At 72.8% G+C, this 14,573-nt stretch carries 12 protein-coding genes; 7 read left to right on the top strand and 5 right to left on the bottom strand.

Features of this window, described 5'->3' with window-relative positions; translation table 11 throughout:
• Positions 1 to 104 precede the first annotated feature (104 nt).
• The gene (locus tag ACIRU3_RS36515; RefSeq protein WP_404065974.1) at positions 105 to 575 is read left to right on the top strand and encodes a Dps family protein; all 471 of its coding nucleotides are present in this window, start codon (positions 105 to 107) and stop codon (positions 573 to 575) included.
• A 361-nt stretch (positions 576 to 936) separates the two neighbouring features.
• Here the strand turns inward: ACIRU3_RS36515 and ACIRU3_RS36510 are convergent, their stop codons facing one another.
• Genes ACIRU3_RS36510 through ACIRU3_RS36500 form a run of 3 tightly spaced genes read right to left on the bottom strand, consistent with a single transcriptional unit; the run spans position 937 to position 7,653 of the window.
• Positions 937 to 1,701, bottom strand: a complete 765-nt coding sequence (locus ACIRU3_RS36510; RefSeq protein ID WP_404065945.1) for an SDR family NAD(P)-dependent oxidoreductase — start codon at positions 1,699 to 1,701, stop codon at positions 937 to 939.
• A gap of 36 nt (positions 1,702 to 1,737) precedes the next feature.
• Positions 1,738 to 2,592, bottom strand: coding sequence for an Fpg/Nei family DNA glycosylase (locus tag ACIRU3_RS36505; RefSeq protein ID WP_404065943.1), 855 nt, complete (start codon positions 2,590 to 2,592; stop codon positions 1,738 to 1,740).
• A gap of 57 nt (positions 2,593 to 2,649) precedes the next feature.
• Complete coding sequence (locus ACIRU3_RS36500; protein ID WP_404065940.1) at positions 2,650 to 7,653, bottom strand: ATP-dependent helicase; 5,004 nt, start codon at positions 7,651 to 7,653, stop codon at positions 2,650 to 2,652.
• Positions 7,654 to 7,806: 153 nt separating this feature from the next.
• On the opposite strand from ACIRU3_RS36500, the gene ACIRU3_RS36495 reads away from it, so the two are divergent.
• The 3 genes from ACIRU3_RS36495 to ACIRU3_RS36485 are packed head-to-tail and all read left to right on the top strand — an operon-like array spanning position 7,807 to position 9,838.
• Complete coding sequence (locus ACIRU3_RS36495) at positions 7,807 to 8,646, top strand: AraC family transcriptional regulator (protein ID WP_404065938.1); 840 nt, start codon at positions 7,807 to 7,809, stop codon at positions 8,644 to 8,646.
• A 23-nt stretch (positions 8,647 to 8,669) separates the two neighbouring features.
• Complete coding sequence (locus ACIRU3_RS36490; protein WP_404065935.1) at positions 8,670 to 9,533, top strand: AzlC family ABC transporter permease; 864 nt, start codon at positions 8,670 to 8,672, stop codon at positions 9,531 to 9,533.
• Entirely contained in the window at positions 9,530 to 9,838 is a 309-nt protein-coding gene (locus tag ACIRU3_RS36485) for an AzlD domain-containing protein (protein ID WP_404065933.1), read from the top strand. Before ACIRU3_RS36490 ends, ACIRU3_RS36485 begins: the two co-directional genes overlap by 4 nt.
• Before the next feature lie 12 nt (positions 9,839 to 9,850).
• On the opposite strand, the gene ACIRU3_RS36480 is transcribed toward ACIRU3_RS36485, so the two are convergent.
• Positions 9,851 to 10,795, bottom strand: a complete 945-nt coding sequence (locus tag ACIRU3_RS36480) for a hypothetical protein (protein ID WP_404065931.1) — start codon at positions 10,793 to 10,795, stop codon at positions 9,851 to 9,853.
• Positions 10,796 to 10,875: 80 nt separating this feature from the next.
• Between ACIRU3_RS36480 and ACIRU3_RS36475 the strand changes: the two genes are divergently transcribed.
• Positions 10,876 to 11,070: a DUF3046 domain-containing protein gene (locus ACIRU3_RS36475; RefSeq protein WP_404065929.1), complete on the top strand. Its 195-nt coding sequence runs from the start codon at positions 10,876 to 10,878 to the stop codon at positions 11,068 to 11,070.
• 60 nt (positions 11,071 to 11,130) lie between these two features.
• Positions 11,131 to 12,378 (top strand): AI-2E family transporter, encoded by a 1,248-nt coding sequence (locus ACIRU3_RS36470; RefSeq protein WP_404065926.1) that lies wholly within the window; start codon positions 11,131 to 11,133, stop codon positions 12,376 to 12,378.
• Between the two features lie 22 nt (positions 12,379 to 12,400).
• On the opposite strand, the gene ACIRU3_RS36465 is transcribed toward ACIRU3_RS36470, so the two are convergent.
• Positions 12,401 to 13,144: a hypothetical protein gene (locus ACIRU3_RS36465; protein ID WP_404065924.1), complete on the bottom strand. Its 744-nt coding sequence runs from the start codon at positions 13,142 to 13,144 to the stop codon at positions 12,401 to 12,403.
• 313 nt (positions 13,145 to 13,457) lie between these two features.
• Here ACIRU3_RS36465 and recA point away from each other — a divergent pair, with 313 nt between their 5' ends.
• Complete coding sequence (recA, locus tag ACIRU3_RS36460; RefSeq protein WP_404065922.1) at positions 13,458 to 14,573, top strand: recombinase RecA; 1,116 nt, start codon at positions 13,458 to 13,460, stop codon at positions 14,571 to 14,573.

The following is a 14,573-nucleotide window of genomic DNA, read 5'->3' as shown; positions in this document are numbered from 1 at the left end:
TGTCCGTGCAGGTGACCTTCGTCTCTTTTGCGCCCATTTGCCGGTGTTCGATGCTGCGGTCATGGTGGAGGAACGTGACGACGCCGAACCACCGGAGGAAGCGGATGTACGTCGTGAAGAGCCCGTTGCCGGACGCGGATCTGAAGACCGTGTCCGAGGCGCTGCAGGGCGCCCTGCTCGACCTGGTGGACCTCTCGCTCGTCGCCAAGCAGATCCACTGGAATGTCGTCGGGCCCCGCTTCCGGTCCATCCACCTCCAGCTCGACGAGGTCGTCGCCTCCGCACGCACCCACTCCGACACGGTGGCCGAGCGGGCGTCCGCACTCGGCGTCCCGCCCGACGGCCGCGCGGCCACGGTGGCCTCCGGCAGCAGTATCGCGACCACCCCGGCCGGCTGGATCAAGGACACGGACGCGGTCCGGGCCATGGTGGACGCCCTCGGCGCGGTGATCACCCGGATGCGGGAGCGGGTCGAGGCCACCGGGGAGCCGGATCCGGTGTCCCAGGACATCTTCATCGGGATCACGGCGGACCTGGAGAAGCATCACTGGATGTTCCAGGCGGAGAACGCGTAGGAGAGTCGGCCCGGGATGGTTGCCCGGCACCGGGTTGGGGCAGTGCTCGTGGGCCTGCGTTGCATCGGTGAGCCCTTTGGTGCGCCTCCCGCGCGGGTCATGCGGCGTTCTAGCGTCCGGCTGGAGGTGGCGGCCATGGTGGGGCGGATACTGCGCTGGGGGGCCGTTCTCGGACTGGGGGCGGTGTGGTGGTGGGCCGTGCTGCGGATCGCCCTGGGGGCGGGTTCCGGGGTGATCGAAGGCGCCGTCGCGATCGGCGGGTGGGGGCTGAGCGTGCTGCCGGTGCACTGTGTGCCCAAGGGACGGGCCGTGGGGGCCGTCGAAGCGGGGCGCTGGGCGGCTGCATGGCAGGCGGCCGACGCTACCAGGGCATCGCCACGCCCCCGTTCGGGCGCAGGATCTGACCTGTCGTGAACGCCGACGCGTCCGACGCCAGGTACAGCACCGTGTGCGCGACGTCGTCCGGCTCTCCGACCCGGCCCAGTGGGGACATGCGAGCCATCACGGACTCGGTGTGCGCCTGTGCGTCCCGGTCGTGGCGGTCGGTCATGGGGGTCCGGATCCAGCCCGGGGCGACCGCGTTGACCCGGATGCCGTGCCGGCCGACCTCGGTGGCCAGTGTCTTCGTCAGCTGGACCACGGCCGCCTTCGCCGCGCCGTAGCAGAGCAGCCCGGGGCCTCCGGTGTCGACCGCGCCGGAGGCCATGGTGACGATGCTGCCCCGGGTGTCTTGGGCGAGCATCAGCCGGGCGGCCTCCTGGCAGGCGTACAGCACGCCCTTGAAGTTGACGTTCAGTACCCGGTCGAGGTCCTCGTCCCGGGTCTCGAGGACCGTGCTGCTGTGCATGATCCCGGCGATCGCCGCCATCACGTCCAGGCGGCCGCACGAGCGGACGGCCTCGCCGAGCCCCGCCCGGTCGGTGACGTCGAGGACGTGCGTACGGGCCGTGCCGCCGCGGTCCTCGACCAGCTTGGCGGTGCCGTGCAGGCCGTCCGGATCCCGGTCGGCGCAGTGCACCGTGGCTCCCGCCTGTGCGAGCAGGACGGCGGAGGCGCGGCCGATGCCGCCGGCGGCTCCGGTGACGAACGCGGTGCGTCCGGTGAGGTCGTACGCCGTGAGGGGCATGCAGCGACGGTACGAGCGTTTCTGACGGGTCGTCAATTAGTTGGACGGGGACGGCCTGCGGGCCTGGCGCTCACGCCACTTCTGCGGTGCATCCGGCGTCGGTGCGGGGCCCGTCTGGCAGGTCGGGCACCAGTAGGTGGGGCGCTCCTGGGATCCGTCGCCCTGGTCGGCCACCCGGACCGACGTGCGGCAGCGCAGGCAGGGGCGGGGTGCGCGGCCGTACACGAAGAGGTCCTGCCGGTGCAGGCCCGTGGTCTGGCGGACCGGGCGGTCGCGGTTGACCTCCAGGAGCTTCTTGGCGAGGGCGGGCAGCTTGGCGGCGCGGTCCGCGGGCAGGGCGCCGACGGGCAGCCAGGGCGTCACGCCGAGCAGGAAGCACAGCTCGCTCTTGTAGATGTTGCCGATGCCGGCGAGATTTCGCTGGTCGAGCAGGGCCTCGCCGAGGGGGCGGGCGGGGTCCGTGAGGAGATTGGCGAGGGCGCGCTCGGGGTCCCAGTCCGGGCCGAGCAGGTCGGGGCCGAGGTGGCCGACGACCCGCTCCTCCTCGCGGGTGCGCAGCAACTCCAGCACCTGGAGGCGATAGCCGACGGCTGTGCGATCGGCGGTGCCGAGGATGGCGCGGATCTGGTGCGCCGGGCCGCCCCGCCAGCGCTCGCCCGTGCCGTACACCTTCCAGGCGCCCTCCATGCGCAGGTGCGTGTGGAGGGTCAGACCGCCCTCGAAGCGGGTGAGCAGGTGCTTGCCGCGCGGGGTCGTGCCGAGGACCGTACGGCCCGTGAGATCGACCGTCGCGTACTTCGGCACCCTGAAGTCGCTGCGGGTCAGCACCTTGCCCGCGAGGGCCTCGTGCAGCCGCCGCGCGGCCTGCCAGACCGTGTCACCTTCGGGCATGCGTCAAGAGTGCCACGCAGGGGTGACATGCGGCCGTCGTGCCTGAGGCCGCCGTGTTCAGGCTCTGAGGCGCAGGCCGCGCGGGGTGGCGATGAAGCCCGCCGCTTCCAGGAGGGTGCCTATGGGGGAGGTCAGGGCCTGGGCGCCGTTGACCCGCTCCACCGTGACCGTGCCGAGGGAGCCCGCCCGGGCGGCCGCGGCCAGGGCCTCCGCGGCCGTGCGCAGACGTGGGTCGTCGGTGGCCGCGGCATCCGGGTCGGAAGGCCAGGCCAGGAGCGTCTTGCCGCCGCGCTCCATGTACAGCGTCAGCTCGCCCTCCACCAGCACGACCAGCGAGCCCGCCTTGCGGCCCGGCTTGTGCCCGGCCCCGGTCGGCGGCTCGGGCCAGGGGAGCGCCGCACCATAGGCGTTGGCGGGGTCGGCCGCGGCCAGGACCACGGCGCGGGGGTCGGGGGACGACGAGCGCGCACGACGGTCACCGAAACCTCGGGTCCCCGGTGAGCCGTAGGGGGAGGCGGAGCCGCCGCCCCGGGGGCCGCCGTAGCCGGGAGAGACGAAGGGGTCGGTGGGCGGGGCCAGGTCCCGGGGAGAGACGTACTCGCCCGGGCGCGGGTTCTCCGGGGGCCAGCTGAAGTCGCCGGGCGTGGCCGGGCGGTCGTCCGGCGGCCAGGTGAAGTCGCCGTCGAGGCCCGGGTGGGCGAATCCGCCGTCGGCCTGGTCGAAGGCGCTCGGAGTGGTGTGACCGCCGTCGACGAAGGACGTGGGGTTTCCGCCTCCGCTGCCGAAGCCGTTCGGGAGACCCGCGGGCAGGCCCTCGCTCCGGTCGCGGGCGTTGGACACGGCGCGCAGCCGGTCGACCGCCCCGTCCATTGCGAACTGTGCGGCGCCGAGGCCCTCGATCACGTAACCGCGCCTCGCCTGTCCGCTCTCCTCGAACGCCGACAGCACGCGGTACACCGCGGAAAACCCGCCCTCGACGCCCTCCGCTGCGACCGCTCCCCGGGTGACCACGCCGTGCCGGTCGAGCAGGGTACGAGCCAGCGCGTGCGCGCGCACCGTGGCGTCCGGTTCCGCCGCCGGGAGCAGGGACCAGCGGCCGGCCACCGTCGGCGGGCCGGTGCGGGAAGCGGTCCGGGCGGCAGCCGTCAGGGAGCCGTAACGGCCGCGCGGGACGGTGCGCTTGGCGCGGTGGGCCGTCGAGCCCGCCGTACGCCCCGAGCCCAGCAGGGAGCGCATCGGGGCGAGGGTGTCGTTCGTGAGCCGTCCCGACCAGGCCAGGTCCCACAGGGCGTCGGCCAGTTGGGGGTCGGTGACGTCGGGGTGCGTGGTGGCACGCACCTGGTCGGCGATCTGGCGGAAGAACAGGCCGTAGCCGCCGGAGAGGGCGTCCAGGACGGACCGGTGGAGCGCGGTCAGCTCCAGGGGGTGCGGCGGTGGCAGCAGCAGCGGGGCCGCGTCCGCCACATACAGCGAGACCCAGCCGTCCTTGCCGGGCAGGGCGCCCGCTCCGGCCCACACCACCTCGCCCGCGGCGGTGAGTTCGTCGAGCATCGACGGCGTGTAGTTCGCCACCCGGGAGGGCAGGACCAGCTTCTCCAGCGCGGAGGCCGGCACGGAGGCACCCTGCAACTGCTCGACGGCGCGCACCAGTCCGTCGATCCCCCGCAGCCCGTGGCCCTTGCCGATGTGCTGCCACTGCGGCAGGAACTGCGCAAGCGCGGCCGGCGGAACCGGCTCGAGCTCGTGCCGCAGCGCGGCCAGGGAGCGACGGCGCAGCCGACGCAGTACGGCCGCGTCGCACCACTCCTGGCCGATGCCCGCAGGATGGAACTCACCCTGTACGACACGGCCGTTCGCGGCGAGCCGCTGCAGGGCGCCCTCGGTGACCGCCACGCCTAGGCCGAAGCGGGCCGCCGCGGTGGCCGACGTGAACGGGCCGTGGGTGCGGGCGTGGCGCGCGAGGAGGTCGCCGAGCGGGTCCTTCACGGGCTCGGTGAAGGCCTCTGGGACGCCGACCGGCAGCGCCGTGCCGAGCGCGTCCCGCAGCCGGCCCGCATCCTCGACGGCCGCCCAGTGGTCCCCGCCTGCGATGCGGACCCGGATGGCGCGGCGGGCGGCGGACAGCTCCCGTGCCCACTGCGGGTCGGCGCCCCGCTCGGTCAGCTCGGCGTCGGTCAGCGGGCCGAGCAGGCGCAGGACGTCGGCCACGCCCTCCACGTCCTTGACGCGGCGGTCCTCCGTCAGCCACTGGAGCTCGCGCTCCAGCTCGGCCAGCACCTCCGCGTCGAGCAGCTCGCGCAGCTCCGCCTGGCCCAGCAGCTCGGCCAGCAGCCGGGAGTCCAGGGACAGCGCGGCCGCGCGCCGCTCGGCGAGCGGGGAGTCGCCCTCGTACAGGAACTGGGCGACGTACCCGAAGAGGAGTGAGCGGGCGAAGGGGGACGGCTCCGGTGTGGTGACCTCGACCAGACGGACCTTGCGGGACTCGATGTCGCCCATCAGCTCCACGAGGCCAGGGACGTCGAAGACGTCCTGGAGGCACTCGCGGACCGCTTCCAGGACGATCGGGAACGAGCCGAACTCGCTCGCCACCTGAAGCAGTTGCGCAGCCCGCTGGCGCTGCTGCCACAAGGGGGTGCGCTTGCCGGGGTTGCGGCGCGGCAGCAGCAGTGCGCGGGCGGCGCATTCGCGGAACCGGGAGGCGAACAGGGCGGAGCTGCCGACCTGGTCGGTGACGACTTGGTCGACCTCGCCCTTGTCGAAGGCGACGTCCCCCGCACCCACCGGCGCCTGCTCGCTGTCGTACTCGGTGCCGGCCTTCGTGGGTTCCTGGTCGAGCAGGTCCAGGCTCATCAGGCCGGCGTCGGGCAGGCGCAGCACGATGCCGTCGTCCGCGTGCATGACCTGCGCGTCCATGCCGTACCGCTCGGAGAGGCGGGCACCGAGCGCGAGGGCCCAGGGTGCGTGGACCTGGGCGCCGAAGGGGGAGTGGACGACGACCCGCCAGTCGCCCAGCTCGTCGCGGAAGCGCTCGACCACGATTGTGCGGTCGTCCGGGACATGGCCGCAGGCCTCGCGCTGCTCGTCCAGGTAGGACAGGACGTTGTCCGCCGCCCACGCGTCCAGGCCCGCCGCGAGCAGCCGAAGCCTGGCGTCGTCCTTGGACAGCGAGCCGACCTCGCGCAGGAACGCGCCCACCGCGCGCCCCAGTTCGAGCGGGCGGCCCAGCTGATCGCCCTTCCAGAAGGGCAGCCGGCCCGGCACGCCCGGCGCGGGGGAGACCAGGACACGGTCGCGCGTGATGTCCTCGATGCGCCAGGAACTCGTGCCCAGAGTGAAGACGTCCCCGACCCGGGACTCGTACACCATCTCCTCGTCCAGCTCGCCGACCCGGCCGCCGCCCTTCTTGGGGTCGGAACCGGCGAGGAAGACCCCGAAGAGGCCGCGGTCGGGGATCGTGCCGCCGGAGGTGACGGCGAGGCGCTGGGCGCCCGGCCGGCCGGTGATCGTGCCGGCCACGCGGTCCCACACCACGCGCGGGCGCAGCTCGGCGAACGCGTCGGACGGGTAGCGGCCGGCGAGCATGTCGAGGGTCGCCGTGAACGCCGACTCGGGCAGCGAGGCGAAGGGGGCGGCTCGGCGGACCGCGGCGAGCAGGTCGTCGAACTGCCAGGTGTCCAGCGCCGTCATGGCGACGAGCTGCTGGGCGAGCACGTCCAGCGGGTTCGCGGGGACCCTCAGGGACTCGATGGCCCCGGTGCGCATCCGCTCGGTGACCACGGCCGCCTGGACCAGGTCGCCGCGGTACTTGGGAAAGACCACGCCGGTGGAGACGGCGCCCACCTGGTGCCCCGCGCGGCCCACGCGCTGGAGCCCGGAGGCCACCGAGGGCGGGGACTCGACCTGCACGACGAGGTCGACGGCACCCATGTCGATACCCAGCTCCAGGCTGGACGTGGCCACCACGGCGGGCAGCCGGCCCGCCTTCAGGTCCTCCTCCACCAGAGCACGCTGCTCCTTGGAGACCGAGCCGTGGTGCGCGCGGGCGATCACCGGGGGCGCGCCCTGTGCCGCGCCCGAGCCGCCCATCAGCTCGGCCGGGGCGTGATGCTCCGCCAGGGGCTCGCCGGTCGCGCGCTCGTAGGCGATCTCGTTGAGCCGGTTGCACAGCCGCTCGGCCAGGCGCCGCGAGTTGGCGAACACGATCGTGGAGCGGTGCGCCTGGACCAGGTCGGCGATCCGCTCCTCCACATGCGGCCAGATCGACGGCCGCTCCGCCCCCTCGTTGCCGTCCGCCGCCGGGGAGCCGCCCAGCTCGCCCATGTCCTCGACCGGGACGACGACGGAGAGGTCGAACTCCTTGCCGGAGTCCGGCTGGACGATCTCCACCTTGCGGCGCGGCGAGAGATAGCGGGCCACCTCGTCCACCGGGCGCACGGTGGCCGACAGACCGATCCGGCGGGCCGGCCTCGGCAGCAGCTCGTCCAGCCGCTCCAGGGACAGCGCGAGGTGCGCGCCGCGCTTGGTGCCCGCGACCGCGTGCACCTCGTCCAGGATCACCGTCTCCACGCCCGTCAGCGCGTCCCGCGTGGCCGACGTCAGCATCAGGAACAGCGACTCGGGGGTGGTGATCAGGATGTCCGGCGGGCGCGTGGACAGAGCGCGCCGCTCGGCGGCCGGGGTGTCGCCGGAACGGATGCCCACCTTCACCTCGGGCTCGGGCAGACCCAGGCGCACGGACTCCTGGCGGATACCGGTGAGCGGGCTGCGCAGGTTTCGCTCGACGTCGACGGCGAGAGCCTTCAGCGGTGACACGTACAGCACCCGGCAGCGCTTCTTCGGGTCGGCCGGGGGAGGGGACGAGGCCAGCTGGTCCAGCGCGGCGAGGAACGAGGCCAGCGTCTTGCCCGAGCCGGTGGGGGCCACCACCAGCACGTCCGAACCCTCCCGGATGGCCTGCCACGCGCCCGACTGGGCCGCGGTGGGCGCGGAGAACGCCCCCGTGAACCAGCCGCGGGTCGCGGGGGAGAAGCCGTCGAGGGCTCGATGTGCGGAGCTGACCATGCGTCCATCCTGCACCCGGCCACTGACAATCACGCCGACCTGCGCAAACGGGACCGGCGTGGTCCTGGGCCGCGGTGGGCAGCGGGTCCTGCCCGAGGCGGGCGACGGGCCCTGCGCCCGCGGCGGGCAGGTGGCCTGGCGGAGAATGGGCGTATGGCGGGTTCGGCGGAGCGGGCGCGGCACTGGCGGTACGAGGAGCTGCCAGGCGTCGACCTGCTGCGCGCCCACTACATCAGCAAGACCTTCGTCCGGCACACCCACGAGAACTTCGTGATCGCGGCCATCGCCGACGGTGTCGAGGTCTTCCACCACCGCGGCTCCGACGTGTCCGCCGGCGCGGGAGCCCTCGCGCTGGTCAATCCGGACACCCCGCACACGGGCCGGGCCGGAGTTCCCGAGGGCTGGCGGTACGGCGCGGTCTACCCGTCGCCCGAGGTGGTGGCCGAGATCGCGGCCGAGACCACCACGATCCGCGGCACGCCCGGCTTCGTCAGCCCGGTCCTCGACGATCCGTACACCGTGCGTCTGGTCCACCGGGTGCTCCGTGCCGCGGAGGAGGGCAACGCATTGGCCGCAGACACCCTGCTGCGTGTGGCCGTGACCAGGCTGCTGCGGCTCAACGGCGGTCCGCTTCCGCGGCGGCCGACGCGGACGGCCGGGGCGCGGATTGCCGCACGCGCGCGTGCCGTGCTGGAAGAGCGGATGGCCGAGCCGCCGACCCTGGAGCGCCTCGCCACCGACCTCGGGACCAGCCCGTTCGCCCTGCTGCGGGCGTTCCGCGACGCCTATGGCATGCCGCCGCACACCTGGCTGACCGACACCCGGGTGCGCCGCGCACGGCTCCTGCTGGACGCGGGGTCGGCACCCGCCGAGGCCGCCGTCGCCGTCGGCTTCACCGACCAGCCGCACCTCAACCGGCACTTCACCCGGATCGTCGGCGTGCCCCCGGGCGCCTACCAGCGCGAGCGCAAGAACGTACAAGACCCGGGCTGACGTCCGGCCGTAGCGTCCGGGGCGTGGCACAACAGACAGCACTCGTGGACCAGGCCGCCGACGGCACTGAAAAGCCCGATGCCGCGGTCGTACGGGACGCCCTGGGCGTCGGCGTCGCCGTCGGCCTGTCCGGGTTCGCCTTCGGGGTGACCTCGGTCGGCAGCGGACTCGGGCTCCTCCAGACCTGCGCGCTCAGCCTCCTGGTGTTCACCGGCGCCTCCCAGTTCGCCCTCGTGGGGGCGCTCGCCGCCGGGGGCAACCCGCTCGCGGCCGCCGCCGGCGCGTTCTTCCTGGGGGTGCGCAACGCCTTCTACGCGCTGCGTCTGTCGCACCTGCTGGCCCTCCCGCGCGCGGTGCGGCCGTTCGCCGCCCAGTGGGTGATCGACGAGACCACGGCGGTGACCCTGGCCCAGCCGGGCCGGCGTGCCGCGCGGATCGGTTTCACCGTCACCGGGCTCAGCCTGTACCTGCTGTGGAACCTCACCACGCTGCTCGGCGCGTTGGGCGCGAAAGCCGTCGGGGACACCGACGCGTGGGGCCTGGACGCGGCTGGGCCCGCCGTCTTCCTGGCCCTGCTCGCCCCGATGCTGAAGACGCCCACCGAGCGGGCGGTCGCGGGCCTCGCGATCCTGCTGGGCCTCGGCCTGCTGCCCGTCCTGCCGGCCGGTGTGCCCGTCCTGGTGGCGGCGCTGGCGGCGCCGGCCGCCCTGCTCGCCGAGGGCCGGCGCAGCGGTCGTGCCCGACAGGACGCACCGGGCGGACGGGACGGAACGGATGCACCGGGCGGACGGAACGGAACCGATGCACCGGCCGGACGGAACGGAACCGATGCACCGGCCGGACGGGACGGAACCGATGCACCGGGCGAATCGCAGGAGGACCGATGAACACGTGGATCGCGATCGGCGTGACCGCGCTCGGCTGCTACGCCTTCAAGCTCGCCGGGCTGCTGGTGCCCGCGGGCGCCGTGGAGCGGCCGCTCGTGCGGCGGCTCGCCGCCCTGCTGCCCGTCGCCCTCCTCGCCGCGCTCACCGCCCAGCAGACGTTCGCCGACGGGCACGCGCTCGTGCTGGACGCCCGGGCCGCGGGGCTCGGCGCAGCCGCCCTCGCGCTGGTGCTGCGTGCACCGTTCCTGCTGGTCGTCGCGGCGGCCGTGGTGGTGACGGCGGGGGTGCGGGCGATCGGTGGGTGAGCGCGGCCGGGCTCAGCCCACGAAACGGCCGTACGCCCTGAGGGTGCGCAGCGCCTCGATCGTCACGACGGGGCGCGCCTCCAGAGCGGGAGCAGGCGCCCACTGGCGCCAGCGGACGGGCCAGCCGCCGTCCTCCTGCTGCTCGGCACCGAGGAAGTCCAGGGAGCGCGCCATCTCCTCGTCCGTGAACCACGCGCGCGCGAGCGACTGAGGGTTCTTCGCGAAGTCGTGCGGGAAGTGGTGCTCGCCCGGGGCGTATCCGGGAGCGACCGGGTGGGCGTCGAGATGTTCCGGGTCCAGGGCCGCCAGCCGCTGCTCGCGGACCAGCCGGCCGAGACGGTCGGCGGCGGCCTGCGCGCGCGGGCGGTCGGGGACGGAGTCCAGGAAGGCCACGGCGGCCTCCACCTCGTAGGGGTGGGACTTCTCCAAGGACTCCACCGTCTGCCAGCAGAAGTCGGTGGCCCGGAACAGCCAGGCGTGCCACACCTCGTTGCGGTGCAGCAGGCCCACCACGGGACCGGTGGCCAGAAGTGCGCTGGGCGGGTCGTCCACGACCGGCACGAACGGCGCCGCCGGATAGCCGCGCTGGCTGGGATGGATCGCCGGCAGGGCGCCGTCGGCGGTGGAGACGGAGGTCAGATATCGGCACACCCGCTCCACCCGCTGCCCGCCGCAGCGTTCGACGGCGTCCAGCACGCGCAGCGCGTGACCGGTGTGCAGGGGCTGGCTGACGGGGCCGCGCAGATCGGGTTCCAGCGCGTGACCGTATCCGCCGTCCTCGTTGCGGTAGGCGTCCAGCGCCGCCTCCACCGGACCGGCGGCGCCGTTCAGGAAGTGGTACGCGAAGAGGCGCTGCTCCAGAACGCGCGCGGAGAGCCAGACGAACTGTTCGGCGAGGAAGAGCGGGGAGTGCGCCGGGGGCGTAGGGGGGAGTGGGGAAGCTCCTGTTTCGGCCATGCGACAGACCGTAGGGCGGAAAGCGGTCTCGGCAAGCGGTCCCGGGCGGGCCCCACCCCCAGGGGCGGGATACTGGAGGCATGCGGTTGACGGTCTTCTGGCAGCGGATGGCGGAACACTTCGGTCCGGGGTACGCCGACACCTTCGCGCGTGATCATGTGATGACGGATCTGGGCGGACGCACGGTGAACGAGGCGCTGGACGCCGGCTGGGCGGCCAAGGACGTGTGGCGCGTGGTCTGCTCGGTCATGGACGTGCCCGGGGAAAGGCACTGACCGGGCACGAAGACCCCGGGCGGGCAGCGGGCTGTCGGTGGCGTGGGCGAGACTTGGCGCGTGGCACCCACTGACGACAACGAGCCGGCCGACCGGCACGCAGCATCCCCGACCGCTACGACGCCGCCCGCCGGGCCCACGGCCGACGGCGCCACCGCTCCGGCCGGCCGCATGCCGCGCTGGCTGCCGCGCGCCATGGTGCTCGCGCTGGCGCTCATAGCCTCCTTCCAGCTGGGCAGTTGGGCCTTCCACCAGCTGACCGGGCTGCTCATCAACATATTGATCGCGTTCTTCCTGGCCCTCGCCATAGAGCCTGCGGTGAGCTGGATGGCCGCTCACGGCATGCGCAGGGGATTCGCCACCTTCCTGGTGTTCCTCGGCCTGATGATCCTCACCGCGGGCTTCATCACCTTGCTCGGCTCGATGCTGGCCGGCCAGATCATCAAGATGGTCGAGGGCTTCCCCGGCTACCTGGACTCGGTCATCAACTGGATCAACCAGACGTTCCACACGGACCTCCGGCGCGTGGACATCCAGGAGGGTCTGCTGCACTCCGACTTCCTGCGCAAGTACGCGCAGAACAGCGCGGCCGGAGTGCTCGACGTGTCCGCCCAGGTGCTCGGCGGTCTCTTCCAGCTGCTGACGGTCGTGCTGTTCTCGTTCTACTTCGCCGCCGACGGCCCCCGGCTGCGCCGCGGACTGTGCTCCGTCCTGCCGCCCGCGCGCCAGGCTGAGGTGCTGCGCGCCTGGGAGATCGCCGTCGACAAGACCGGCGGCTACCTCTACTCGCGCGGCCTCATGGCGCTCATCTCCGGGATCGCGCACTACATCCTGCTGCAGGCGCTGGGTGTGCCGTACGCGCCCGTGCTCGGTGTCTGGGTGGGCCTTGTCTCGCAGTTCATCCCGACCATCGGCACCTATCTCGCGGGCGCGCTGCCGATGCTGATCGCATTCACCGTGAACCCCTGGTACGCGCTGTGGGTGCTGATCTTCGTCGTGGTCTACCAGCAGTTCGAGAACTACATGCTGCAGCCCAAGCTGACCTCCAAGACGGTCGACATCCACCCGGCCGTCGCCTTCGGCTCGGTGATCGCGGGCACCGCGCTGCTGGGCGCGGTCGGCGCGCTGATCGCCATCCCGGCGGTCGCCACGCTGCAGGCCTTCCTGGGGGCGTATGTGAAGCGGTACGCCGTCACGGACGATCCCCGGGTGCACGGACACCGTCGGCGGGGGCCGGGCGGCTCAGGGGTGGGCACCCGCATGCGACGGCTGTGGGAGCGGCGGCCCGGTACGGAGGAAACCTCCTAGGGGGTCGCGTCCGGGGCCGTCGTCAGTACGTCAGGACCGCCCACACCCCGGCGCCTGCGACGGCCGCCGCGTAGCAGCCCACCGCCGTGGCCACGATCCGCCGGCGCACCCGCTCGTTCCAGGAGGTGCGGGACAGCAGCCGGGCGAGCAGCGGCAGGACCAGGACCGCGTGCAGGCTCACTCCGTGCAGCGGTTTGAGCGGGGCCGTCGAGTGATAGGCGGCCTCCTGGTGGCCGGTCCGGGTGAGCACGACCCCGCGCGCGATCATCGCCGCGCCCGAGGCCAGCGCCACGAGCAGGATCGCGAACCCGGAGCGCACCGCGAGCGGCATGCCGGCGGGGCCTGCCGGCCGGTGTCGGAAGGACGCGACGGCGAAGACGGTGAGCAGCGCCATCAGGACACCGCCGCCCACCGCGAGCGTCATGGACACCGCCGTGTCGAAGGGGGTCTCCATGTTCAGGTGCGAGGGCACCCGGCGCCATGCCTGAAGGGTGATGCCGCCGACCTCCACCACGCAGTCCACGGCGAACACGACGAGCAGGACGGTGCGCAGCCGCGCCGCGATCCGCAGGTACGACGTGACCCAGGTGAGCGCGATCAGCGTCACCCCGAAGGAGAGCCCGAACGTGACGGGCTTGCGCCAGGAGACCGGGCCGTCCCAGGGGCCGCCGTCGACCGCGAACACCACCAGGTGGGCGAGACCGGAGAGGGCGAGGAGCAGACCGGTCAGGTGGCACAGGCGCTCGGCGGGGCGCGGAATCGTCATGGCCCCAGGCTCCCGGGAGCGCCCTGCGCGGTCGTCGTCCGGCCGAAGACACCCGGCGTACGACGCCGGGAGTAGCGGTCTGCGCCGCGGTGGGCAGGGGGCTCCGGACACCGCGTGGTGCGCTTGACACGAAAATCGAACATCCATTCTCATGGAGGCTCGGGCGAGGCTTTCGACGGGTATTTCGACCTGGTTCGGTCGGAGATGTCCCCTTGTTATCCACAGGCCGGGCCGACGTCGGGGCGCATTGTCAGTGGCAGGCGTTAGCGTCTTTGACGTGAAGCGATCGACTCAAGCAAACCGGGTGGAACCCATGGCAGGAACCGACCGCGAGAAGGCGCTCGACGCCGCGCTCGCACAGATTGAACGGCAATTCGGCAAGGGTGCCGTCATGCGCCTCGGCGAGCGGCCGAACGAGCCCATCGAGGTCATCCCCACCGGGTCGACCGCACTCGACGTCGCCCTCGGCGTCGGCGGCCTGCCGCGTGGCCGTGTGGTGGAGGTGTACGGCCCGGAGTCCTCCGGTAAGACGACCCTGACCCTGCACGCGGTGGCGAACGCGCAGAAGGCCGGCGGCCAGGTCGCGTTCGTGGACGCGGAGCACGCCCTCGACCCCGAGTACGCGAAGAAGCTCGGCGTCGACATCGACAACCTGATCCTCTCCCAGCCGGACAACGGCGAGCAGGCGCTGGAGATCGTGGACATGCTGGTCCGCTCCGGTGCGCTCGACCTCATCGTCATCGACTCCGTCGCCGCGCTCGTCCCGCGTGCGGAGATCGAGGGCGAGATGGGCGACAGCCACGTCGGTCTGCAGGCCCGGCTCATGAGCCAGGCGCTGCGGAAGATCACCAGCGCGCTCAACCAGTCCAAGACCACCGCGATCTTCATCAACCAGCTCCGCGAGAAGATCGGCGTGATGTTCGGCTCCCCGGAGACCACGACCGGTGGCCGGGCGCTGAAGTTCTACGCCTCGGTGCGCATCGACATCCGCCGCATCGAGACCCTGAAGGACGGCACGGAGGCGGTCGGCAACCGCACCCGCTGCAAGGTCGTCAAGAACAAGGTCGCGCCGCCCTTCAAGCAGGCCGAGTTCGACATCCTCTATGGCCAGGGCATCAGCCGTGAGGGCGGCCTGATCGACATGGGCGTGGAGCACGGCTTCGTCCGCAAGGCCGGCGCCTGGTACACCTACGAGGGCGACCAGCTCGGCCAGGGCAAGGAGAACGCGCGCAACTTCCTCAAGGACAACCCGGACCTGGCCAACGAGATCGAGAAGAAGATCAAGGAGAAGCTGGGCGTGGGTGTCCGGCCGGAGGAGCCCGCCACCGAGCCGGGCGCGGACGCGGCGGTGACCACCGCTGCCGGCGACGACGTCAAGGCGGCGCCCGCCAAGGCCACCAAGCCCAAGGCCGCCACCGCCAAGAGCTGA

Source organism: Streptomyces sp. NPDC101151 (genome assembly GCF_044768335.1).
Classification (GTDB): domain Bacteria; phylum Actinomycetota; class Actinomycetes; order Streptomycetales; family Streptomycetaceae; genus Streptomyces.
The sequence above is the reverse complement of the archived record's forward strand: the minus strand, read 5'-3'. Positions and strand labels throughout refer to the sequence as shown.